Source organism: Bradyrhizobium sp. NBAIM18 (genome assembly GCF_020193825.1).
Classification (GTDB): Bacteria; Pseudomonadota; Alphaproteobacteria; order Rhizobiales; family Xanthobacteraceae; genus Bradyrhizobium; species Bradyrhizobium yuanmingense.
The window spans coordinates 170,153-193,714 of record NZ_JADYVO010000010.1; the positions used below are offsets into that span (position 1 = coordinate 170,153).

The 23,562-nt window shown below is 65.3% G+C and carries 20 protein-coding genes; 2 read left to right on the forward strand and 18 right to left on the reverse strand.

The genetic code is table 11. The features are described from left to right. Window positions 1-3: 3 nt before the first annotated feature. A complete protein-coding gene (locus I6F17_RS22760; RefSeq protein WP_225128008.1) occupies window positions 4-1,062 on the reverse strand; it encodes an amidohydrolase family protein in 1,059 nt (352 codons plus the stop codon). A 145-nt stretch (window positions 1,063-1,207) separates the two neighbouring features. Between I6F17_RS22760 and I6F17_RS22765 the strand changes: the two genes are divergently transcribed. Further along, on the forward strand, window positions 1,208-1,690 hold the full coding sequence (locus I6F17_RS22765; protein ID WP_225128005.1) for a CinA family protein: 483 nt from the start codon (window positions 1,208-1,210) through the stop codon (window positions 1,688-1,690). 16 nt (window positions 1,691-1,706) lie between these two features. Here the strand turns inward: I6F17_RS22765 and I6F17_RS22770 are convergent, their stop codons facing one another. From I6F17_RS22770 to I6F17_RS22825, 12 genes are all read right to left on the reverse strand, one after another. Beyond that, window positions 1,707-2,015, reverse strand: a complete 309-nt coding sequence (locus I6F17_RS22770; RefSeq protein ID WP_225128003.1) for a DUF1488 family protein — start codon at window positions 2,013-2,015, stop codon at window positions 1,707-1,709. 45 nt (window positions 2,016-2,060) lie between these two features. Next, window positions 2,061-3,530 (reverse strand): AMP nucleosidase, encoded by a 1,470-nt coding sequence (locus tag I6F17_RS22775; RefSeq protein ID WP_128266493.1) that lies wholly within the window; start codon window positions 3,528-3,530, stop codon window positions 2,061-2,063. A gap of 264 nt (window positions 3,531-3,794) precedes the next feature. Beyond that, window positions 3,795-5,126: an HlyD family type I secretion periplasmic adaptor subunit gene (locus I6F17_RS22780; RefSeq protein ID WP_225128001.1), complete on the reverse strand. Its 1,332-nt coding sequence runs from the start codon at window positions 5,124-5,126 to the stop codon at window positions 3,795-3,797. Between the two features lie 10 nt (window positions 5,127-5,136). Continuing rightward, window positions 5,137-6,885, reverse strand: coding sequence for a type I secretion system permease/ATPase (locus tag I6F17_RS22785; RefSeq protein ID WP_035997082.1), 1,749 nt, complete (start codon window positions 6,883-6,885; stop codon window positions 5,137-5,139). Between the two features lie 254 nt (window positions 6,886-7,139). Further along, window positions 7,140-7,409 carry a GlsB/YeaQ/YmgE family stress response membrane protein gene (locus I6F17_RS22790; protein WP_035997080.1) on the reverse strand — a complete coding sequence of 90 codons (270 nt, stop codon included), beginning with the start codon at window positions 7,407-7,409 and terminating at the stop codon, window positions 7,140-7,142. Window positions 7,410-7,511: 102 nt separating this feature from the next. Continuing rightward, window positions 7,512-8,489, reverse strand: a complete 978-nt coding sequence (locus tag I6F17_RS22795) for an ABC transporter ATP-binding protein (protein ID WP_036040492.1) — start codon at window positions 8,487-8,489, stop codon at window positions 7,512-7,514. Then, window positions 8,486-9,901: an amidase gene (locus I6F17_RS22800; protein ID WP_225127990.1), complete on the reverse strand. Its 1,416-nt coding sequence runs from the start codon at window positions 9,899-9,901 to the stop codon at window positions 8,486-8,488. Before I6F17_RS22800 ends, I6F17_RS22795 begins: the two co-directional genes overlap by 4 nt. Continuing rightward, entirely contained in the window at window positions 9,898-10,095 is a 198-nt protein-coding gene (locus tag I6F17_RS22805) for a hypothetical protein (RefSeq protein WP_225127988.1), read from the reverse strand. The genes I6F17_RS22800 and I6F17_RS22805 overlap by 4 nt, the downstream gene beginning before the upstream one ends. Continuing rightward, window positions 10,092-11,153, reverse strand: a complete 1,062-nt coding sequence (locus tag I6F17_RS22810) for an ABC transporter ATP-binding protein (RefSeq protein WP_225127969.1) — start codon at window positions 11,151-11,153, stop codon at window positions 10,092-10,094. The genes I6F17_RS22805 and I6F17_RS22810 overlap by 4 nt, the downstream gene beginning before the upstream one ends. Window positions 11,154-11,156: 3 nt before the next feature. Next, window positions 11,157-12,062 carry an ABC transporter permease gene (locus I6F17_RS22815; RefSeq protein ID WP_035997066.1) on the reverse strand — a complete coding sequence of 302 codons (906 nt, stop codon included), beginning with the start codon at window positions 12,060-12,062 and terminating at the stop codon, window positions 11,157-11,159. Between the two features lie 3 nt (window positions 12,063-12,065). Next, window positions 12,066-13,019: an ABC transporter permease gene (locus I6F17_RS22820; RefSeq protein WP_225127967.1), complete on the reverse strand. Its 954-nt coding sequence runs from the start codon at window positions 13,017-13,019 to the stop codon at window positions 12,066-12,068. Window positions 13,020-13,264: 245 nt separating this feature from the next. Continuing rightward, window positions 13,265-14,926 carry an ABC transporter substrate-binding protein gene (locus tag I6F17_RS22825; protein ID WP_225127965.1) on the reverse strand — a complete coding sequence of 554 codons (1,662 nt, stop codon included), beginning with the start codon at window positions 14,924-14,926 and terminating at the stop codon, window positions 13,265-13,267. 198 nt (window positions 14,927-15,124) lie between these two features. On the opposite strand from I6F17_RS22825, the gene I6F17_RS22830 reads away from it, so the two are divergent. Next, window positions 15,125-16,720: an ABC transporter substrate-binding protein gene (locus tag I6F17_RS22830; RefSeq protein ID WP_225127956.1), complete on the forward strand. Its 1,596-nt coding sequence runs from the start codon at window positions 15,125-15,127 to the stop codon at window positions 16,718-16,720. Between the two features lie 67 nt (window positions 16,721-16,787). Here the strand turns inward: I6F17_RS22830 and I6F17_RS22835 are convergent, their stop codons facing one another. The 5 genes from I6F17_RS22835 to I6F17_RS22855 all read right to left on the reverse strand — a co-directional run bounded on the left by I6F17_RS22835 (window position 16,788) and on the right by I6F17_RS22855 (window position 23,412). Next, window positions 16,788-18,032: an acyl-CoA dehydrogenase gene (locus I6F17_RS22835; RefSeq protein WP_225127954.1), complete on the reverse strand. Its 1,245-nt coding sequence runs from the start codon at window positions 18,030-18,032 to the stop codon at window positions 16,788-16,790. A gap of 9 nt (window positions 18,033-18,041) precedes the next feature. Continuing rightward, window positions 18,042-19,286 carry an acyl-CoA dehydrogenase gene (locus I6F17_RS22840; RefSeq protein ID WP_225127952.1) on the reverse strand — a complete coding sequence of 415 codons (1,245 nt, stop codon included), beginning with the start codon at window positions 19,284-19,286 and terminating at the stop codon, window positions 18,042-18,044. 118 nt (window positions 19,287-19,404) lie between these two features. After that, window positions 19,405-20,532 carry an acyl-CoA dehydrogenase family protein gene (locus I6F17_RS22845; RefSeq protein ID WP_225127949.1) on the reverse strand — a complete coding sequence of 376 codons (1,128 nt, stop codon included), beginning with the start codon at window positions 20,530-20,532 and terminating at the stop codon, window positions 19,405-19,407. Window positions 20,533-20,690: 158 nt separating this feature from the next. After that, window positions 20,691-22,562 carry an AMP-binding protein gene (locus I6F17_RS22850; RefSeq protein WP_225127946.1) on the reverse strand — a complete coding sequence of 624 codons (1,872 nt, stop codon included), beginning with the start codon at window positions 22,560-22,562 and terminating at the stop codon, window positions 20,691-20,693. A 43-nt stretch (window positions 22,563-22,605) separates the two neighbouring features. Then, on the reverse strand, window positions 22,606-23,412 hold the full coding sequence (locus I6F17_RS22855; RefSeq protein ID WP_225127944.1) for an enoyl-CoA hydratase-related protein: 807 nt from the start codon (window positions 23,410-23,412) through the stop codon (window positions 22,606-22,608). Window positions 23,413-23,562: the final 150 nt, after the last annotated feature.

Sequence of the window (23,562 nt, forward strand, 5' to 3'; positions counted from 1 at the left end):
GGCTCATTTCAGGCGGGGATAGGTTGCATGCGGATTGTCGATCATGATCTTGCGCACGAGATCGGGGGACAGACCTTCGGGCAGCGCGTCCTGGCCGTCGAACTGCCAGTGCGGATAGTCCGTGGAGAATAGGACCAATTCGTCCGACTGCATATGATCAAACAGGCGAATTAATGTCTGAGGTTCCGGCGGCGCATCAAATGGCTGTAACGAGAAGCGGATGTTGCTGCGCACAATCTCCAGCGGCGCGCGATCGACCCAGGGCGTCTCCATCCGTACCCCGCGCCAGAACTTGTGCAGGCGCCAGAGATAGGGCGCGATCCAGGACACGCCGGACTCCAGCATCACCATTTTCAGCCGCGGATATTTGGCGAATACGCCCTCGACGATCAGGCTGGTGAGCTGGGTCTGGAACGCCTGGGCCTGCCCGACATAATCTTCGATGTGATAGGACCCCCAACCCACGGCGGTCGGCGGATTGTGATAGGCGGACCCGGCGTGGATGCCGACCGGGAGTTCCAGACGTTCCGCGGCCTCGTAGATCGGCCACAGCGCGCGCTTGCCGAGCGGCGTATCGCCCATGACCAGCATCAGCACCTGCACGAAGCGCTCGTCCGGTGCACAGCGCTCGATCTCGGCAACCGCTTTCTCGACGCTTTGCGTGGGGATCACGATCGAGCCGCGCAGCCGCGGGTCGCGATCGAGCCATTCCTTTGCCAGCCAATCGTTCAGCGCGCGGCAGAAGGCGGCCTGCATGTCTTCCGAAAACACCATCTGAACGCCGTAGAGCGGGTTGCAGATCGCATGCTTGAGCTGGAAGGGATCGAGCACGTGACGCTGCATGGCCTCCAGACTCTCGCCGGGCTTGCCGGTCTCGGGGCGCCAGTCCGGCCGCGCGGTGATCGGCGAGTTCTGCGGATAGGATTGCGAGATAAGGTCGACCATGCCGCGCGTCGTGACCTGATCGCGCCAATAATCGTTCAGGTACGGCAGCAGGCTGGTCAGATGCGGCACGGCCGGATGCACGTCGCAGTCGATGCCGCCGGCGATCAGGGACGCCATCACGTCTCCCTTCTCACGTTTCCTCGCATGTCTCTACTTGTCCCCGCCATTCAAGCAGGCCTGCCCGCCGCCCGCAACTCAGCCAAGCGTCCTGTCATATGCTAGGAAGGCTGAGCTCGGTTGCGAAGGAATGAGGGGTTACGACATGAAAGAGCTCGTCGGCATTGCGGAACAGGTCGCCGCCAAACTGATCGCGCGCAAACAGACCATTGCGGTTGCCGAATCCTCCGCCGGCGGCCTGATCGCGGCCAGCCTGCTCGCGGTGCCCGGCGCATCCGCCTATTTCCTCGGCGGCGCGGTGGTCTATACGCGCGATGCCAGGCGCGTGCTGATGGATATTTCGGACGAAGGAATGAAGGGCTTTCGGTCGTCGTCGGAGCCCTACGCGCAATTGCTGGCCGAGCAGATGCGAACGCGCTTCGACAGCGACTGGGGCCTGTCCGAGACCGGCGCCGCCGGCCCCACCGGCAACCGCTACGGCGATTCGGCGGGCCGTAGCTGCATGGCGGTTGCAGGGCCCGCCATGGAGGTGATGACGCTGGAGACGGGGAGCAATGACCGGCTCGGCAACATGCAGATGTTCGCAGCGGCGGCGCTGCGGTTGCTGCTGAGGAAGCTGGAGGGGTGAGAAAGAGGAGCGACAGCTACCGTCCCAAATGCCGCATGAAAATCCGCACCACATAGCCCTGAAACCGCGGTGCCTCGTCGTAGAGATCCGACGCGACCCGCTCGATGGTCTCGCGCAGCGACAGGAACTGCGCCTGACGTGCGCTGCTTTCGGTGCCCTGCATGCCCGCGAGCTCGTCCATCGCGGCGTCGCTGATCTGGCACTGCACGACCTCGCCGTCGTTCAACATGGTGAAGCGAAAGGCCAGCCGTTCCAGATCATGGCCAATGATCTTGTGGCGCATGAGCGGCATCAAGTCGTCCCGGTCGAGCCCCGCGTCGGACAATGCTGAAAATCGCCCCGCTTGTCAGCAGCAAAGTGCGGCTTCGGCCTACTGGAACGCCACTTCGGCAAAGCTGCGGAGCTTGCGCGAATGCAGCCGTTCCGATTCCTGCTGCTTGAGCCGCTCCAGCGCCTTCAGGCCGATCTCGAGGTGCTGGCCGACGCGGCGGCGGTAGAACTCGCTGGCCATGCCCGCGAGCTTGATCTCGCCATGCAGCGGCTTGTCGGAGACACACAGCAGCGTGCCGTAGGGAACGCGGAAGCGGTAGCCATTGGCGGCGATGGCGGCCGATTCCATGTCGAGCGCGACCGCGCGCGATTGCGACAGCCGGCGGATCACCTCAGGCCCGGAAATTTCCCAATTGCGGTTGTCGACGCTCGCGACCGTGCCGGTGCGCATCAGGCGCTTGAGCTCGAAGCCTTCAAGCCCGGTGACGTCCTCGACCGCCTCCTCGAGCGCGACCTGCATCTCGGCCAGCGCCGGGATCGGCACCCACAGCGGCAGCTCGCGATCGAGCACGTGATCCTCGCGCACATAGCCGTGCGCGAGCACGTAATCGCCGAGCCGCTGCGTGTTGCGCAGGCCGGCGCAATGGCCGAGCATCAGCCAGGCATGCGGCCGCAGCACCGCGACGTGGTCGGTGACGTTGCGCGCATTGGACGGACCGGTGCCGATGTTGATCAACGTGATGCCGCGATAGCCAGGTGCGACCAGATGGAAGGCCGGCATCTGCGGTGCGCGAGCCGGCGCGGTGCCGCTGATCGCGCCGCCGCTGTTCGTGATCACGTTGCCGGGCGCGACGAAAGCTTCGAGCCCGGCTTCGCCGGACTGCAGCCGCTGCTGGCACGCTTGCGCGAAGGCATCGACATAGAACTGGTAGTTGGTGAAGATCACGAAGTTCTGGAAATATTCGGGATCGGTGCCGGTGTAGTGATAAAGCCGGCGCAACGAGTAATCGACGCGGGCGGCGCGGAACAGGGACAGCGGCTCCGGCGCGCCCGGCTGGAGCTCGAAAGTGCCGTCGGCGATCGAATCGTCCATGGTCGCGAGAACGGGCACGTCGAACGCATCGCGCAGCGAGCGTGTCACGGGCGAATTCTCGCTGGTGGTGATCGCGGCTTCGATATTGATGTCGCGCCGATAGGCGAAGTGGATCGGGATCGGCTCGGCGGACTCGCCGATCTCGACGGGCACGCCGTGGTTCTGGATCAAGAGGCCGATCTGCTCGGTGAGATAGCTGCGGAACAGATCCGGCCGCGTCACGCTGGTTTCATGCACGCCGGGTCCGGCGACGAAGCCGTAAGCAAGACGCGAATCCAGCCGCGCATGCGTCGCAGTGGTGATACGGACGAAGGGATAGTAGGCGCGAACCCGCATCGTGATCGCTTCGCCGCCGACATAGGCTTCGAACCGGTCGCGCAGGAATTTCGTATTGCGCTCGTAGATCTCCTCGAGGCGGGCAACGGCGAGGGACGCGTCGGAGAAGGATGCGGTGGGGATGGAGGGAGGAGACTGCATGGTTCGACCGCCGTGTTGTTCGGGCTTGAGTCGAACTATAGCAAGAACGCGTAAGCGCGTCAGTGACGGGCAATTTTCGTACAGCACACATCGCTGTCATGCCCCGGCTTGACCGGGGCATCCAGTACGCCGCGGCCTCTCTGTTCAATCACTGACGTCTCTGGAATACTGGATCGCCCGGTCAAGCCGGGCGATGACAGCGAGTGTGCGGCACGAGACCGCGATGCGCGCTAAGCGCGTTCCGAGACGACGCGCTGTCGCGCGTCACTTCTCGCGGAACGCCCGCATCAGCTGGTCGTGCAGCGGCTTCATCAGATAGGACAGCATGGTGCGGTCGCCGGTCTGGACGAAGGCTTCCACCGGCATGCCGGGGATCATCTTGACGTCGCCGAGCCTGGCGATCTCTTCCGGCGGCATCGAGACGCGGATGGTGTAGTAGCCTTGGCCGGTGCGCTGGTCGGTGGTGACGTCGGGCGAGACGCGGCTGACGACACCGTTGAGCTCGGGCGTGGTGCGCTGGTTGAACGCGGACAGGCGCAGCAGCGTCTTCTGGCCGATCTGGAGCTTGTCGATGTCGACCGGATTGACCTTGGCCTCGACCTGGAGATCGTCGGTTTGCGGCACGATCAGCATCAAGGTATCGCCGGCGGTGACGACGCCGCCGATCGTGTGCACCGTCGATTGCAGCACCATGCCGTCCTGCGGCGCGCGGATGTCGACGCGGCGGAGCTGGTCTTCGGCGGCGACCTTGCGCTCGATCAGCTCGCCGATCTTGTCGTTGGTCTCGCGCAGGTCCTTGGAGACCTCGCTGACCACGTCCTTGTCGATCTGGATGATCTGGAGCTCGGTCTCGGTGATCTTGCCCTTGGCCTGGGCGCGCGCGGCGATGTACTGCGCGCGCTCGCCGTTGAGACGGGCCGAGTCGCGCTCGAGCTGGGTCAGGCGCGAGATCTGCACCAGACGCTTGTCGTAGAGCTCGCGCACGCCGGTGAGCTCGTTCAGCACCAGCGCGATCTCCTGGTCCTTGGCTTTTTCCTGGGCGCTGAGACCGGCGATCTCCTCGTTGAGCTGCGTGATGCGCTCGCGCAGCTGCGCCTTCTGCCCGGTGCGGCCGTTGACGCGGACCTCGAACAGCTTGGTCTCGGCCGCAAGCAGCGCCTTGACGTCGGGATCGCCCGCCCGCTCGATGAGGCTTTGCGGGAACTCGATTTGGTCGAGACCGCGCTGCTCGGCCTGCAAGCGCGCCGCACGGACCTGCGCCGCATCGAGGTTCTTGGTGACGATGGCAAGATTGGCCTTGGTGACGGTGTCGTCGAGCCGCACCACGATGTCGCCGGACTTGACCAGGTCGCCGTCGCGGGCGCGCACCTCGCCGACCACGCCGCCGGTCGGATGCTGCACCTTCTTGACGTTGGATTCGACCACGATCTGGCCCGGCGCGATCAGCGCGCCCGAGATCAGGACGGTCGAGGCCCAGCCCCCGAGGCCGACGACCAGGACCACCACGATGGCGAGCCCGAGCATCAGGTGGAACTTGATGGAATCGCGGACGGTCTTCGCGGCCGCCTTGGTGCCGCCGATGGCCAACGTGCTCATGGCTTCGTGCTCATGGTTTGGCCACTCCGCCTTCGCTGACGATCTTGATCGGCGCCGGCGGCGTCACGCGCGGCTGCAGCACCTGGGCGAGCACCTGCTCCTTCGGTCCAAAGGCCTGCATGCGACCGTCGCGCAGCACCAGGATCTGGTCGACCGCCTCGACGCCGATCGGGCGGTGCGCCACCACGACGACGATGGCACCGCGCTCGCGCGCCGAGCGGACGGCGCGGGTCAGCGCCTCGTCGCCTTCGGTGTCGAGATTGGAATTGGGCTCGTCGAGCACGATCAGGAAGGGGTTGCCGTAGAGCGCGCGCGCCAGCGCCACGCGCTGGGCCTGACCTGCGGAAAGCGCGGCGCCCTGCTCGCCGACTTGGGTGTTGTAGCCCTCGCGCATCTTGATGATCATCTCGTGCACGCCGGCCTCCTTGGCCGCGGCGATGATCGCCTCGGAGGTGGCCTCGGGATCGAACCGGCTGATGTTCTGCGCGATGGTGCCGCCGAACAATTCGACGTCCTGCGGCAGATAGCCGATATGGCGGCCGAGCGCGTCGCTCGTCCATTGATCGAGCGCCGCGCCGTCGAGCCGCACCTTGCCGCGCACCGGCTGCCAGACCCCGACCAGCGCGCGGATCAGCGACGACTTGCCGGAACCGCTCGGGCCGATCACGCCGAGGCCGTTGCCGGCGGCGAGCGCGAAGGTGACATCCTGCACCACGAGACGCTGATCGCCGGGCGGCACCATGGCGACGCCCTCGACCGAGAGCCGGCTGGTGGGCGCCTGCAGCTGGGTTGGCATCGCCTGCGCCGGCATCTGCTCCAACAGGCGCGTCAGACGCTGCCAGCTCTGGCGCGCCGCGACGAAGGATTTCCAATGCGCGATGGCGAGATCGACCGGCGCGAGCGCGCGGGCGGACAGGATCGAGCCGGCGATGATGATGCCGGCGGTCGCCTCCTGGTGGATGACGAGATAGGCGCCGACCGCGAGCACGGCCGATTGCAGCATCATCCGCAGCACCTTTGCGACCGCGCCGAGACCACCGGCGACGTCGCTCGCCCGCTGATTGCCGGCGAGGTATTTTTCGTTGGCCTCGCTCCAGCGCTGGTTCATCCGGCCGGCCATCCCCATCGACACCATCACTTCGGCGTTGCGGCGGCTGGCCTGGGCGAGATCGTTGCGCTGGGCGGCGAGGCCCATCGCCTCCTTCGCCGGCTGGCGGGACATGAACTCGGTCACCAGCGTCAGCCCGACCAGGATGATGGCGCCGACCAGCGCGGTGACGCCGATCAGGACATGGAAGGCGAAGCAAATGGCGAGATAGAGCGGCAGCCAGGGCAGGTCGAAGAATGCGCTCGGGCCCATGCTGCCGAGGAAGGAGCGGACATTGTCGAGATCGCGCAGCGGCTGCAGGCCCTCGTTGCGGCTGCCGACCAGCAGCGGCAGGCGCACGATGGTGTCGAACACGCGCTTATTGAGGGCCTCGTCGAGCGCGGTGCCAATCCGCCCCAGGATGCGGTTGCGGATCATGTCGAGCACGCCCTGCGCCATGTAGAGGAAGCTGGCGAGGATGATCAGGCCGACCAGGGTGGGGATGCTGCGGCTCGGCAGCACCCGGTCATAGACCTCCAGCATGAAGATCGACCCGGTCAGATAGAGCAGGTTGATCATGCAGCTCATCAGGCCGACGCCGATGAAGGCCGTGCGACAAGCGCGCAAGGCGTCACCGAGCTCCGAACGGCGGACGCCAGGGATGGCTGCCATCAGTCTGATCTCTTTCGGCTACCGGGCAAAGCCCTGATTTCAAAGGCGATTCAAGGAGTACTCGCCTTGGATTAACATCTGTTTTCCGGCCGTCCAACGCGGTCGAATTTAATCCGAGGCCTCATGGGCCACATCTACCCCCGACAGCCTTCCGCGCAAGTCCGGAATTCCACAGGCTTGCGGCTTTTTCTTGCAGGCTTTCAGCCGCTTCCGCGAAAAGCGCGGCTCAAGTTCCGCTCAGCCGAATGCAGAGGCTAGAGCCGGCCCCCGCCGCGCACCAGGCGTACCACCAGCAGCAGGATGACCGCTCCGATGGCAGAATAGACAATCTGGGAGATCAAGCCGGTGCCGAGGCGGATGCCGAGCTTTGGAAACAGAAGGCTCGCCACCAGCGCACCGCAGATGCCGATCACGATGTCGCCGATAAGGCCGAACCCGGCGCCCCGCACGATCTTGCCGGCGAGCCAACCGGCGACGAGACCGACGAACAGGATGACGAGCAGGCCTTCATTGGAAATGTACATCCGTGAGGTCCCTCTCCGTGAACGGCGCCATGGAACGGGAACCGGAATGAACGGGGTGTGAATGCTGGAAAGGCTCGCACAGCACGGTTCAACTCATCCGAACTATGACAGCACGGTGGCCGGCTCCGCCAGGACGCATCTGGCCGCCCGACCCGGCCCGACGGCGACATTCCCGGGCAACTGCTCCAGGCAGCGTGGCTCGGCGAGCCTGCAGCGGGGAGCAAAGGAGCAATTGCGCGGCTTCTCGGCCAGCGAGGGCGGCGTGCCGGGGATGGTCTCCAGCCGCTGGCCCCGCTTGGCGCCGTGGATGGTGGAGGCGAGCAGGCCCTTGGCATAGGGATGCACCGGCGAGCGGACGATGTCGCGAAGCGTGCCCTGCTCCACGATCTGGCCGGCATACATCACCGCGACGCGGTCGCAGATCTCGATGGCGACGCCGATGTCGTGGGTGACGAAGATGACGGACATGCCGAACTCGCGCTGCAGCTCGCGCAGCAAGAGCAGAATCTGGATTTGCACGGTGGCATCGAGCGCGGTGGTCGGCTCGTCCGCGAGCAAGATCTTGGGCCGGCAGGCCAGCGCCAGCGCAATCATCGCGCGCTGGCGCATGCCGCCGGACATCTCGTGCGGATAGGCGTCTAGGCGGCGTTTCGCCGACGGGATGCGCACGACCTCGAGCATTTCGAGTGCCCTCGCCCGTCCTTCCGCAAAGCTCTTGCCTTCGTGGCGCACCACGCTTTCGGCGATCTGCGCGCCGATCGTGTAGACCGGATCGAGCGCAAGCGCCGGCTCCTGGAAGATCATCGAGACGGTCTGGCCGCGGAACGACGACAGCTGCTCGTCGTTCATGGCCAGCACGTCCTGTCCCATGACGTTGACCGTGCCCGAAATCTGCGTGCGCTTCTTCGGCAACAGCCGCATCAAGGCACGCAGCGTCACGCTCTTGCCCGAACCGGATTCGCCGAGCAGGCCCAGCACCTCGCTATTGCCGAGCGAGAGACTGAGATCGTTCACGGCATAGACCGTGCGCTCGCCGGTGAAGCGGATGTTGAGGCCTGAGATCTCGACGAGGTTTGTCATGACGGCAGCTTCGGCAATCGGTCGTGATAGTCGGTGACGCGCTGGTACGCGGCGCCAATGGTCAGCAGGGTGGCTTCGTCGAAGGAGCGGCCGATCAGCTGCATGCCGACCGGCAGGCCGGTCGTGGTGAATCCCGAAGGAATGGTCAGTGACGGCAAGCCCAGGAAATTCACCGGGCGGGTGAACAGCGTCAGCCGCTGCAACAGCGCCGGCGCGTTCGGGCCGCCGCCGACGTCGCTCTCCTCGATCGTCGGCGCCGGCACCGGGGACGCCGGCGCGATCACCGCATCGACGCCTGCCGTCGCGGCATTGTGGGCCGCGAGCGCCGGCCCGCGCCAACGCATCGCCTCGAGATAGGTGATGGCGGGAACGGCGAGGCCGTTCTGAAGCCGCATCAAGACCTGCGGGCCATAGTCCTGCGGACGCTCGATCATCCAGCGCTTGTGGAAGGCGGCAGCTTCCGCGGCGAGCACCAGCTGGCTGGCCGAGGACAATTGCCGCTGGTCCGGCAGCTCGACCTTGACGATGTCGGCGCCCTCGCGCTTGAGCACCGCGATGGTCTCGTCCAGCACGCGCGCGACCTCGCTGTCGAGATCGTCGACATAGAACGAGGCGGGCACGCCGATCTTGAGACCCCTCAGCGACGCCTTGGTGGCCGCGACGTAGTCCGCGAGCGGCTCGTGGCTGCAGGTCGAATCGGCGGGATCAGACCCGGCCATCAGCGCCAGCAAGAGCGCGCAATCCTCGGCGGTGCGGGCCAGCGGGCCGACGGTGTCGAGCGATTGCGACAGCGGCATTGCGCCGGCGCGGCTGACGCGGCCCACGGTGGTCTTGAGCCCCGTGACGCCACAGAAATGCGCGGGCATGCGGATCGAGCCGCCGGTGTCCGATCCGAGCGCCGCATAGGTCAGGCGCGCGGCAACCGCCGAGCCGGAGCCGGATGAGGAGCCGCCGGTGATATGGGCGACGTTCCAGGGATTGCGCACCGGACCGTAATGAGCGTTGTGCCCGGTCGGGCCATAGGCGAACTCGGCGAGATGCAGCGTGCCGAGCCGGACCTGGCCGGCGTCCTTGAGCCGCTGCAAGGCGGTGGACGTGACGTTCGGTACGAAATCGCGGCGGATCAGCGAGCCGCAGGTCGAGACGTGGCCGGCATCGTAGTACATGTCCTTGTGCGCGAGCGGCACGCCATGCAGGGGACCGCGGACATTGCCCTTGGCGAGCTCGGCATCGGCGGCATCCGCCGCTTTCAATGCAGCCTCGGCCTCGATCGACATGAAGGCATTGAGGTGGGGCTGCCATTGCCCGATGCGCTGTAGCAGCGCGCGGGTGGCTTCGCGCGACGACACCTGCCTGGCCGCGATCGCGCGTGCGACCTCGGTGAGCGTCATCAATGCGGATTCGGTGCTCATTTCGACACCTTCTGCGTCTGCGCAAGAACATAGCCGGCCGGCTCGAGGTCGAACGGCAGCGTGCCGGCAATGGCGGCGAAGCCCTCAAACGCGGGACCGATGGCGTTGGAGATGCGGATTGCGATCTCGTCGTCCACGGGCACGCCGGCGATATGCGCGATCGGCTTGATCTCTTTCGGTGTTGGTCTCGTCATGCGGTGTCTCCCCTGGGGGCGCGGCTATGGCCTGAACCCGGTATCGCCATGTAGCACGCGGCCTCGTGGCCCATATTATCCAGCGCAGTGAGCTTTGGTGTCGCATTTGCGCAGAGCGGCTCCGCAAACGGGCAACGGGTGTGGAAACGGCAGCCCGGCGGCGGATCGATCGGATTGGGCGGGTCGCCCGTGATCGGCGGCGTCTCGGTGCGCCTGTCGGGGTCCGAAGACGGCATCGCGGCGAGCAGCGCCCGGGTGTAGGGATGGGCCGGGCTGTCCCAGACCTGGTCGACCGGGCCGAGCTCGACGACCTCGCCGAGATACATCACCAGCACGCGGTCCGAGATGTAGCGCACCACGTTGAGGTCGTGGCTGATGAAGAGATAGGTGAGCCCGAATTCGCGCTTGAGATCGGCGAGCAGGTTGAGCACCTGCGCCTCGACGGATTTGTCGAGCGCCGAGACGGCTTCGTCCAGGATCACCAGCCGCGGCGACAGCGCCAGCGCACGGGCGATGTTGACGCGCTGGCGCTGGCCGCCGGAGATCTCGTGCGGATAGCGGTTGGCGAAGTTTTCCGGGCGCAGGCCGACCTTGCCGAGCAGCTCGCGCGCCAGCGCCCTCGCCGCGCCATCGGCCATGCCATGGACCTTGGGACCGAAAGCGATCGACTCCTCGATCGTCAGACGCGGATTGAGCGAGGCGTAGGAATCCTGGAACACCATCTGCATGCCGCGGCGCAGCTCGCGCAGGCTCAGCGACTGGCCGACGGTCATGCCGTCATAGATGATGTCGCCGTCATCGCGCGGCATCAGGTGCATCAGGAGCCGCGCGGTAGTGGACTTGCCGCAGCCGGACTCGCCGACGATGCCGACCGTCTCGCCCTTGGCGACGGAGAAGGAGACATTGTCGACGGCACGCACCGTGCGCTTGGCGGCGAACAGGCCGCCGCGCACCGGGAAATGCTTGGTCAGGCCGTTGACCTGCAGCAGCGGCTGCGCGAGCCCACCGCGGTCCTCGACCGGCTCCAGCATTTCGACGGAGGTGTTGGTTTCGCTCATGGCCTAGTTCCTGATGTCCATGGCGCTACGCAGGCCGTCCGAGAGCAGATTGAAGCAGATCGAGACCGCGAAGATCATCGCGCCCGGCAAGGCTGCGACCCAGGGATTGACGTAGATCGCGGTGCGCAGCGTGTTCAGCATCAGGCCCCATTCCGGCTCCGGCGGCTTGGTGCCGAGGCCGAGGAAGGACAGACCGGCCGCCAGGATCATCGAGACCGAGATCAGACTGGTGGCATAGACAAAGATCGCGCCGAGCACGTTGCCGAGGATGTGGACGCGCATGATGGTGAAAGCGCCCGCGCCGGAGGCACGGGCGGCCTCGACGAAGTCCATGTTGCGCACGCCGGTGGTGACGCTCTCGGCGACGCGGGTGATCTGCGGCACGAACACGATGGTGAGCGCCACGATGGAGTTGAGGATGCCGGCGCCGAGCGCGCCGGAGATCGCGATCGCCAGCAGCACCGACGGGAAGGCGTAGAACACGTCCACCGTGCGCATGATCGCGGTGTTGAGCTTGCCGCCGACATAGCCGGCAATGATGCCGAGCGAGGTGCCGATGCAGAAGGCCAGGATCACCGGCAGGATGCCGATGACCAGCGACAGCCGCCCGCCATAGATCAGCCGGGCCAGCATGTCGCGGCCGAGCTCGTCGGTGCCGAGCGGATAGCCTGTCGTGCCGATGTGGCGGAGGCGGCGGATCATCGAACCCTTGTAGGGGTCTTCGAGACCGAGCCACGGCGCGAGGATCGCGGAAAGGAAGATCAGCAGCAGCACCAGCGCGCAGGCCATGCTGACCTTGTCGCGCATGATGCGGCGGCCGACGGTCGCCCAATAGCCGCGCGCCTTGGTCGCGGGCGCGGCCTGCAGCGCTGCGTCGCTGGCGGTGGCGGACAGGGGGAGCTCGCTCATCGGCTAGCCCCGCTTGATGCGCGGGTCGATCGCGGCTTGGGCGATGTCGACCAGAAGATTGAGGAAGACGAAGAACAGCGCCAGGATCAGGATCGTGCCCTGCAGCAGCGGCAGGTCGCGCTGGAAGATCGCCGAGTTGAGCAGGAAACCCGAGCCCGGCCAGGAGAACACCGTCTCGATCAGGATCGAGCCGCCGAGCATGTAGCCGAGCTGAAGCCCCATCACCGCGAGCGCGGTGGGCGCGGCATTCTTGATGACGTGGCGGAACACGCCGCGCTCGTGCAGGCCCTTTGCGCGCAAGGCCTCGACGAAATCCTGCGAGAGGATGTCGCCGGTGAGCGCGCGCACCGTGCGGGTGACGATGCCCATCGGGATTACCGACGTCGTGATCGCCGGCAGCACGAGATATTTGAGGTGCGCCCAATCCCACGCCCAGGAATTGGAGCCGCTGGGGCCGGCGCCGACCGCGGGCAGCCAGTTCAGCTGGACCGAGAAGATGATGACGAGCAGCATGCCGAGCCAGTAATGCGGCACCGAGACGCCGGCGATGGCAAAGGAGGTCGCGACCTTGTCGATCCAGGTCTCGCGGAAATAGCCGGCGATCAGGCCAAGCAGGACGCCCATGGTGAAGCCGATGATGGCGGCGGCAATCGCGAGCGTGACAGTGTTGCCGACCGCGCGCATGACCTCGGCCAGCACCGGACGCCCCGTCGCGATGGAATTGCCGAGATCGCCATGAAGGGCACGCAGCAGCCACAGGCCGAACTGCACCGGCAGCGGCCGGTCGAAGCCATAGGCGGCGCGCAGCTGCGCGGCGAGCTCCTGCGACGCATCGGCCGGCAGCACGGCGACCAGCGGATCGCCCGGCGTGATGTGCACGAGCAGGAAGCACACCAGCGCCACGCTGATGACGATGGGGACGACGTAGACAATGCGTCTGGCGGTATAGGCGAGCACGTTGGATTACTCAGGTTAGTGCGTAGAGGTCGTCATGGCCGGGCTTGTCCCGGTCATCCACGTTTTCTTGGTTCGTCATTCGGTGGCGATGCGAAGCATCGAACCCGGAATCTCGAGATTCCCCGGTGCGCAATTGCGCACCTGAGGTCTGGCCCTTCGGACGATCCCGCAATGACGGAGCTGGAGGAGACACGTGGATGCCCGGGTCAAGCCCGGGCATGACGCGTCGATAGAGCGTACTCACCTCACTGCGCGATCGACACTGGCGAGAAGTCGATGAACCAGCTCTTCGGCTGCACGACGCCTGTCACCTTCGGGCTCATCGCGCGCGGACCGACGTCGTGGGCGACGTAGAGGAAGGCAGCGTCGTCGACTGAGGCTGCGTGCAGCTCGGCGAGCGCGGCGTCGCGCGCGGCGGGATCGAAGGTCTGGCGCGCCTTCTTCACCAGCTCGTCGAATTTGGGGTTGTTGATGAAGCCCCAATTGTTCGAGACCGGCGGCGCCATGCCCGACTGCAGGAAGCGCACCAGCGCGAAGAACGGGTCCATCGCCGCGTAGGTGACGTTGGTCGCGTGCGAGCCGTTGGCGCTGGGATCCTTTGCGCCGCGGCGCCAGTTGGTGAACAGCGTATTCCATTCGATGACGTCGAGCTGGACGTCGAAATAGCATTCGGCCAGTGCCTGCTGGAGATACTCGTTCATCGGCAAGGGCTGCATCTGGCCGGAGCCGGACGCCGACGTCTGCGTCTTCACGGTCAGCTTCTTGTTGGGACCGTAGCCGGCCTCCTGCATCAGCTTTTGCGCAGCCGCCTTGTCGTACTTGATCTGGAAGGTGGGATTGCCGCGCCAGGGATGGCCGGGCTCGAAGGTGCCGGACGCCGGCACCATCAGCCCCGCGAGCAGACCGTCCCTGAGGCCTTCGCGGTCGACGCAGAGGTTCGCGGCCTTGCGCACTCGGATGTCGTTCCAGGGCGAGCCCTCGACGCGCGAGAACTGCCACGGCCAGACGTGCGGCTGCTCGTTGGAATAGAGCTTGAAGCCGCGCTGCTTGAGCTCGGGCAGCGCGTCCGGTGCCGGCGCCTCGACCCAGTCGACCTGGCCGGACAGCAGGGCCGCGGTCCGCGCATTGGCTTCCGGCATCGGCAGCAGCACCATCTTGTCGACCTTGGGCACGCGCGCCTTGTTCCAGTAGTCCGGGTTCTTGACCAGCTCGAGCCGCTCGCGCGGGGTGAAGCTCGCCATCTTCCACGGGCCGGTGCCCGAGGCGCTCCTGGCGAAGGCGGTCCATGCGGCCTGCGATTTCGCCTTGGCGTCGGCGCCTTCGGCCTTGTCGTAGAAGGACTGCCACTTCGCAGGGCTCGCCATGAACAGATTGGTGAGGTTGATCGGCAGGAAGCTGTCGGGCTCCTTGGTGGTGAGCTCGACGGTCATGTCGTCGATCTTCTTCGCGGAGGCCAGCGTCGGCATGCGTGAGGCCGTGACGCCGACCTGGCTGGCGTCGAATTGCGGCGCATCCTGCTTCAGCACCTTCTCGACGTTCCACACCACCGCGTCGGCATTGAACGGCGAGCCGTCATGGAAGGTGACGCCTGGGCGCAGCTTGAAGGTCCATTTGGTCTTGTCGGCATCGTCGACCTTCCATTCGGTGGCAAGACCGGGGATCACCACGCTCGCCTTGTCGGCAGAGGACAGGTCCCAGCTGGTCAGCGCATCGTACATGGTGAGGCCGGTGAAGCGGTTGCCCTCGAAACCTTGATCGGGCTGGCCGAGCGTGCGCGGAATATCGGCAGCAGTCATGCCGATGCGCAGCACAGTTTCGGCAGCCGCCACCCGCGGCCATGCGGCCGCGCTGCCAAGCGCCAACAGCGCGATCAGCGCCGCACGTGTGTTGTTGTTCTTGATAAACATCGCCTCAGTCCCTTTCCGGCTTCCGATGATTAATTTTGATGCAATCGTATGCAATGGCTATGCCAAGGGAAAACTTTTTCTGCGAATTGCCCCTGCGACGACAAGTCCTTGTGATGACGCACGGGCGAAATCGGCGCGCTGCCTATTCTGGCATCAAGATTGCAGGTCTGGTCCCAGATTCCCCTGGAGCTTTGGGCCATGCGTATTCGTCTATCGACCTGTCTCGCCGTGCTTGCACTGGCGGTGTCTGCAATCGCGGCGCACGCCGAAACGGTGGTGCGTTACGGCATCTCGATGGCGGATATTCCACTCACCACTGGCCAGCCAGATCGTGGCGCCGGCGCCTATCAGTTCACGGCCTACACGATCTACGATCCGCTGGTGGCCTGGGAGATGGACGTCGCCGACCGCCCCGGCAAGCTGGTGCCGGGCCTCGCCACCGAATGGAAGGTGGACGACGCCGACAAGACGAAGTGGCGCTTCACCCTGCGCAAGGGCGTGAAGTTCCACGACGGCAGCGATTTCAACGCCGATGCGGTAATCTGGAATCTCGACAAGGTGCTCAACGACAAGGCGACGCAATTCGACAAGCGGCAGAGCGCGCAGGTGAAGACCCGCCTTCCCTCCGTCGCCAGCTATGCCAAGATCGACGACTTCACGGTGGAGATCACCACCAAGACGGTGGATTCGTTCTTCCCCTATCAGATGCTGTGGTTCCTGGTCTCGAGCCCGGCGCAATATGAAAAGCTCGGCAAGGACTGGGACAAATTCGCCAGCCAGCCCTCCGGAACCGGCCCGTTCAAGCTGACGAAGCTGGTGCCGCGCGAGCTCGCCGAGCTAACCAAGAATCCGGACTACTGGAACAAGAAGCGCATTCCGAAGGTCGACAAGATCGTGCTGGTGCCGATGCCGGAAGCGCTGACGCGCACCAACGCGCTGCTTGCCGGCCAGGTGGACCTGATCGAAACGCCGGCGCCGGATGCCGTGCCGCAGCTGAAGGCGGCCGGCATGAAGCTGGTCGACAACGTCACGCCGCATGTGTGGGATTATCATCTCAGCGTGCTACCGGGCTCGCCCTGGACCGACATCCGCCTGCGCAAGGCGCTGAATCTTGCGATCAACCGCGACGAAGTCGTCGGCCTGATGAACGGCCTCGCGAAGCCCGCCAAGGGCCAGGTCGACCCGTCGAGCCCGTGGTTCGGCAAGCCCAGCTTCGAGCTGAAATATGATCTCGCCGCCGCCAAGAAGCTGGTGGAGGAAGCGGGCTATTCCAAAGCAAAGCCGCTGAAGACCACCTTCATCATCGCGCAAGGCGGCACCGGTCAGATGCTGTCGCTGCCGATGAATGAATTCCTGCAGCAGAGCTTCAAGGAGATCGGCATCGAGATCGACTTCAAGGTGGTCGAGCTGGAGACGCTCTATACGCATTGGCGCAAGGGCGCCGCCGACGAGATGAACGCCGGCATCACCTCCAACAACATCGCCTATGTCACCTCGGATCCGCTCTACGCCATCGTCCGCTTCTTCCATTCCGGCCAGATCGCGCCTGTCGGCGTCAACTGGGGCGGCTACAAGAACCCCAAGGTCGACGCGCTGATCGACGAGGCCAAGCAGACGTTCGACAGCACCAGGCAGGACCAATTGCTGGCGCAGGCGCACGCGCTGATCGTGGACGATGCGACGCTGGTGTGGGTCGTCCACGACACCAATCCGCACGCGCTGTCACCGAAGATCAAGCAGTTCGTGCAGGCGCAGCACTGGTTTCAGGACCTGACGACGATCGGAGTGGAGTGAGCAACACGCAAGGGTGGGCACGGCGCTTGGCGCCTTTGCCCACCCGGGATAGCCACGCGGCGCGCGATCACCGCCCCTTGGTCGGGATCTTGTTGTACGGCACGTCCTTGTCGACGCGGATGTCGCCCGGCAGGCCCAGCACGCGCTCGGCGATGATGTTGCGCAGGATCTCGTCGGTGCCGCCCGCGATGCGCATCGAGGGCGAGGACAGCAGCATCTGTTGGAATTGGCCCTGCGCCGTTTCCTCGTCGTTGCCAGAGAGAACACCGGCCGCACCCTGCAGGTCCATGGCGTAAGTCGCGATATCCTGCAGCATCATGCCCGAGACCAGCTTGCCGATTGAATTCTCCGGGCCCGGCCGCTCGCCCTTCGACAGAGCCGAGATCGTGCGGTAGCTGGTGTATTTCAGCCCGTTCGACTTGGCCGCCCAGCTCGCGAGCTTCGAGCGCACGGCGGGATCGTCGATGGCGAGGCCATCCTCCAGCATCAAATTGGAGCAGAACTCGAACATTTCAGGGACGCCGGTCGCAAGCCGCGCGCCGATCGACATGCGCTCGTTCATGAGCGTGGTCAGCGAGACGTTCCAGCCGTCGCCGACGGCGCCCAGCCGCTGGCTATCGGGGATCACGACATCGGTGAAATAGACCTCGTTGAACTCCTGCATGCCGTTGGCCTGCTTGATCGGCCTGACCTCGACGCCGGGACTCTTCATGTCCAGGAAGAACATGGTGAGACCCTTGTGCTTGGGCACGTTCGGATCGGTGCGCGCGATCAAAAGACCGTAGTCGGAATAATGCGCGCCCGAGGTCCAGATCTTCTGACCGTTGACGACCCAATTGTCGCCCTTCTTCTCCGCGCGCGTGCGCAGGCCTGCGACATCGGAGCCGGCAGACGGCTCGGAGAACAGCTGGCACCAGATCTCCTCACCCGATGCGAGCTTTGGCAAGTAACGGCGTTTTGCATCTTCGCTGCCGAACGCCATCACGGTCGGACCGCACATGCCTTCGCCGATCTGGAACGGCTGCGTCAGCTTGCCGTAGACGCCCTCCTCCTGCTGCCAGATCACCTTCTCGATCGGCGTCGCGCCGCGGCCGCCATACTCCTTCGGCCAGTGCAGGCAGGCCCAATTGCCCTCGAACTTCTTCTTCTGCCAGGCCTTGCCGACATCGACGATGTCGTGATTGGCAAGGCGGATGCGGCCGAGCGAGGACTTTGACAGCTCGCCGTGCAGCTCCTTCGGCGCATTGGCCTCGATCCATTTGCGCGCGGTCTCGCGGAACGCGGCTTCCTGCGGGGTGTCGTCGAAATTCATGGCGGACCTCTACCCTCTTCCCTTCGTCGGGATCTTGTTGAACGGCACGTCCTTGTCGACGCGGATGTCGCCTGGCAGGCCCAGCACCCGCTCGGCGATGATGTTGCGCATGATCTCGTCGGTGCCGCCCTCGACGCGGGTGCCCGGCGCACGCAGCAGCATGGCCTGGAAACGGCCGGCGAGCTCGGCATCCTCACCGCTGACGACGCCCGCCGCGCCCTGCAGATCCAGTGCATAGGTCGCGACGTCCTGGATCATGGAGCCCGCCACCAGCTTGCCGATGGAGTTTTCCGGCCCCGGGCGTTCGCCCCTCGACAGCGCCGAGATCGCACGCATGCTGGTGTATTTCAGGCCGCTCGCCTTCACCGCCCAGTTCGCCAGCTTGGATCGCACCGCGCGATCCTCGATAGCCGGGCCGTCGTCGAGCATCAGGCTGGAGCAGTACTCGAACAGCTCGGGGAAACCGGTCGACACGGCCGCGCCGATCGCGCTGCGCTCGTTCATCAGCGTGGTCAGCGAGACGTTCCAGCCGTCGCCGACCTCGCCGAGACGCTGATGGTCGGGAATGCGGACGTTGGTGAAATAGACCTCGTTGAAGTCGGAGGCGCCGCTCGCCTGCTTGATCGGCCGCACCTCGACGCCGGGGCTCTTCATGTCCAGGAAGAACATGGTGAGGCCCTTGTGCTTGGGCACGGTTGGATCGGTGCGCGTAAGCAAAATGCCGTAGTCGGAATAATGCGCGCCCGAGGTCCAGATCTTCTGGCCGTTGATGATCCAGTCGTCGCCGTCCTTCTCCGCACGTGTGCGCAAGCCCGCAACGTCCGAGCCGCCGGCGGGCTCGGAGAACAGCTGGCACCAGACCTTCTCGCCGGAGGCGAGCGGCGGCAGATAGGTCCGCTTATGCTCCTCGCGCGCGAACGCCATCATGGTCGGCCCGCACATGCCGTGGCCGATGATGAACATGCGGGACAGCTGGCCGAACGGCCCCTCCTCCTGCTGCCAGATCACGCGCTCGATCGGCGAGGCGCCACGCCCGCCATATTCCTTCGGCCAGTGCAGGCAGGCCCAGCCGGCGTCGGCCTTCTTCTTCTGCCACGCCTTCGCCACTTCGAGAATGTCAGCGTTCTTGAGCACGGTGCGGCCGAGTGACGATTTGCGCAGCTCGTCCTCGTATTGCTTGGGCGCGTTGGCACTGATCCAGGCGCGGGCGGTGGCGCGGAACTCGGCTTCCTGCGGGGTGTCGTCGAAGTTCATCTTGCTTCTCTGCTGTCCGTAGGGTGGATTAGCCGGAGGCGTAGTCCACCAATTCTGTCGAGCACTGCCGGTCGATGGTGGGTTACGCCTTCGGCTAACCCACCCTACGCACCTGTCGTTACGCCGCGTTCTTCTTCCGCATCCGGTCGATCAGCTGATCTTCCCAATAAGTGAGGCTGCCGAGCCCGAGCGCCATCGCGTGGGCGCGGCGATAGTACATGTGGCAGTCGAATTCCCAGGTGAAGCCCATGCCGCCGTGAACCTGGATGTTGTTCTTGGCGCAGTGCTGGAACGCCTGCGTCGCGCTGATGCGCGCCGCAGCGGCGGCTTCCGGCAGTTCGGCCGCATTGGTCGAGAGCGCCCAGGCGCCGTAATAGCTGTTGGAGCGCGCCAGCGTCGCCGAGACGTACATGTCGGCGAGCATGTGCTTGACCGCCTGAAACGAGCCGATCTGGCGGCCGAAGGCGATGCGGTCCAACGCGTAGTCGCGGCCCATCTCCAGCGCTCGGTCGGCGCCGCCGACCTGCTCGAACGCGCACAGCACCGCGGCGCGGTCGAGCACCTGGGTGAGGATGCTCCAGCCGTCGCCCGCAGCTCCGAGCGGCTCGGCTTTGGCATCCTTGAAGGTGATCTCGGCCTGTCCGCGGGTCGGATCAAGATTGGTGAGGCTCTTCACATCGACGCCGCCGGCTTTGAGATCGACCAGGAACAGCGAGATGTCATTGTCGCGCCCACTCGATCCCGTGCGCGCGGCGACCACCGCAAAATCGGCAATCGCACCGTCGGCGACCGGCTTCTTGACGCCGTTGAGCACGCCGTTCGCAGCCGTCAGCTTGACGTTCTTCGGCGACGGGTTGCCCTTGCCCTCGAACAGCGCCAGCGTGCCAATGGCCTCGCCGGAAGCAATCGCCGGCAGCCATTTCTTCTTCTGCGCGTCACTGCCGGCGATCAGCAGCGCTTCGGCGGCGAGGTACACGGTCGAGGAAAACGGCACCGGCGCGTTGGCCCGGCCCATTTCTTCCGCGATTACGCACAGCTCGAGATGACCGGCGCCGGCGCCGCCGAACTCCTCCGGAATGGCGACGCCGAGGAAGCCCATCTCGGCGAGGCCCTTCCAGAGCTCCTGGTCGTAAGGCGCCTTGCCGTCGAGCACGACACGCACCGCCTTGGGCGAGCATTTCTCGGCGAGGAACTTGCGCGCCTGGTCGCGGAGCTGTTTTTGATCGTCGGAGAAATCGAAGTTCATGGCGGGCTTACCTCTTATTCGTTGTCATTTATTGCCGTCATTCCGGGGCGCCGCGCAGCGGCGAACCCGGAATCCATTTCGCCACGCATATGCGGCCCGATGGATTCCGGGCTCGCGCTGCGCGCGCCCCGGAATGACGAATGGAGCGAGTGTCGTCTTCATTTCAGCACGATCACATCCTGATCCGGCTTGTCCGCATAGAGCCGCTCCACCAGCGCCGCGCGGCGTTCCAGGCCGGCGCGCTGGTTGATGTAGCCCTTGTCGGTGAGCTCGTTGCCGTCGATCGAGGGCGGCTCGACCATCAGCATCGCGCGCGCGATGATACGGCTGCTGGCGCCTTCGCATTCACGGTTGTGGGCTTCCAGGCCGCGCCTGAAGCAAGCGATCACCTCGGGATGCTTCACAGCATCCGCAAAGCTGAGATCGGGATTGCCGACCAGCTGGCGGCAGGCGTGCAGGTTCGGCCAGGCCAGGAGGCCGATGAAGGGACGGTCCTGCCCCGCGACCAGCGCGTCGTGCACCACGGGCGTGGCGGCCGCGATGGCATCGGTCCGCAGCGAGCCGACATGTACGAATGTGCCCGTGGTGAGCTTGAAGTCCTCCACCACGCGGCCGGCAAAGATGATGCCTTGCACCGGATCGGAATCGTCGACGAAGACGCCGGCATCGCCGATGCAATAAAAACCTTCCTCGTCGAACATCTTCTTCGTCAGCTCAGGCTGGCCGAAATAGCCGGGCGTGACATTGACGCCGCGCAGGCGCAATTCGTATTTCGAGCCGCACGGCACCATCTTCAACTCGACGCCGGGGAACGGCAGGCCGATCAGGCCGACGCGCTCGGTGTCCCAATAGGTGCCGGTCGAGGTCGGCGCGGTCTCGGTCGAACCCCAGCCGGTGTAGAACACGATGCGCTCGCCTGTCGTCTTCACCGCCAGCGCCTGCATGCGGTTGTAGAGATCGTCGGGCAGACGCGCGCCGCCATAGGCCATGATCGAGAGATTCTTGAAGAAGGAACGGCAGAGCGCGTCGTCCTTCTCCATGGCCGCTGCCAGCGCGGCATAGCCGGCCGGCACGTTGGCATAATAGGTCGGCGAGATCTCGCGCAGATTGCGCAGCGTCTCCTCGAACTGGCCCGGCATCGGCCTTCCGTCGTCGATATAGAGCGTGCCGCCGTCGACCAGGATCGGGTGGAACGCGGCATTGCCGCCCATGGTGTGGTTCCAGGGCATCCAGTCCAGCATGGTCGAGATCGGCCCGTTCGGATCGCGCGGCCGCACCTGCATCATCATCGCCGCATTGGCGCACATCATCTCCTGCGTGTTGATGACGGCCTTGGGCATGCCGGTCGAGCCTGATGTGAACAGCAGTTTGCCGACGGTCTGCGGCGTAATCTTCGCGATCGATGCCTCGACATCGGTCATGACAGGCGTTGCCGCGAGCTCGGCGAAGCTGACGCTCTTGATGCCCTCGCAGGGCCGCGCGACGTGAACGACTGTGACGCCGCGGAGGTCGAGCGCCTTCAGCGCCTTCTCGAAGGTCGGGCCGTCCTGCACCATCAATACGGCCGGCTTGATGAGTTCGAACAGGTACTTCAGCTTGACGTGGTCGTGGCTCATCAAGGAGTAGGCCGGCGACACCGGCGCTGCCGGGACGCGCGCCTGCATCGCGGCCTGCGTCATCAGCGCATGCTCGATCGAATTGCCGGAGAGGATCGTGACGGGCCGGCCGTCGAGTTTGAGATTGAGCAGGCCTTGCGTCAGCGCGTCCACAATGCGCTTGGCTTCGCCATAGGACACCTTACGCCATTCGCGGTTCGGACCGCCGCGCTGCGCCAGCCAGATGCGTTCGGGCGCTTCCTTCGCCCATTTCGCCAGCGACGCCGGGATGTGCTTCTCATAAGGCTGCAGCGGAATGCGCGACTTCAGCACCACCGTGCCGTCGCCGCGACGCTCGACGTCGATGTCGCGCGCGAGCCACTGGACCTTGCGAAAGACGGGCTTCGTCATCACTGCCGCCGCGCTTCCACTCATTTTGCGTCTCCCGGAATTATTGTCCTTTGCGGATCTTCATCGTTCAGCGCCTGATATAGACAGGCTTTCGCTTCTCAAGGAAGGCCCTGATGCCTTCCGAAAACTCTTCCGAGCGGCTGCACAGGACCTGGTTGCGATCCTCCATCGCGATCGCGGCTTCGAGCGAGCCGGCATCGACGCTCATGTTGAGGCATTCCTTGGATAGCCGCAGGCCCACGGGCGAGGCCGTCATCATCGCCTCGACATAAGACGCGGCCGCGTCATCGAGCTTGTCCTCGTCCACGACCTCCGAGACGAGGCCGACCGCGAGCGCGCGCTCCGCTCCGATGAAGCGCCCGGTGAGGATCAGCTCGGATGCGACGGAGACGCCGACGAGGCGCGGCAGAAAATAGCTGGTGCCGATGTCGCAGCCGCCGAGCCCGAGCTTGATGAAGGCGCAATTCATCCGCGCCGATCTCGTCGCGATGCGGATGTCGGAGGCCAGCGCCAGCGCAAAGCCGCCGCCGGCGGCCGCGCCCTGCACCAGCGCCAGGATCGGCTGCGGACAGCGCCGCATCAGCATCACGATGTCGGCGATGCGCCGCTGCGAATCCAGCGACTCCGTGACACCGGGTGGCTCCTGCTGTCCGGCCCGGCGCGCCATCGCAGCTTTGAGATCGAGGCCGGCGCAGAAATTCCTGCCGGCGCCCTTGAGCACGACGACGCGGGTGTCGCGATTGCGTTGCAGGCCCTGGAAATAGTCGTTGAGCGCTTCGATCAGCGCGGGATCGAGGGCGTTGAGGTGCTCGGGGCGATTGAGCGTCACCCGGTCGACGCCATCGTCATGCTCGATCAGCAGCGGTTGGGACATGGGGGCCTCGCACTTGCCGCGAGTCGCGGCGCCGATTGCTGCGCCCTCTCCCCTTGCGGGAGAGGGCATGTAAATCGCTAGCCGCACAATCGCTTGTGTGAGGGGTCTGCCTCCACAAATGAGATTGTGGAGACAACCCCTCATCCGGCG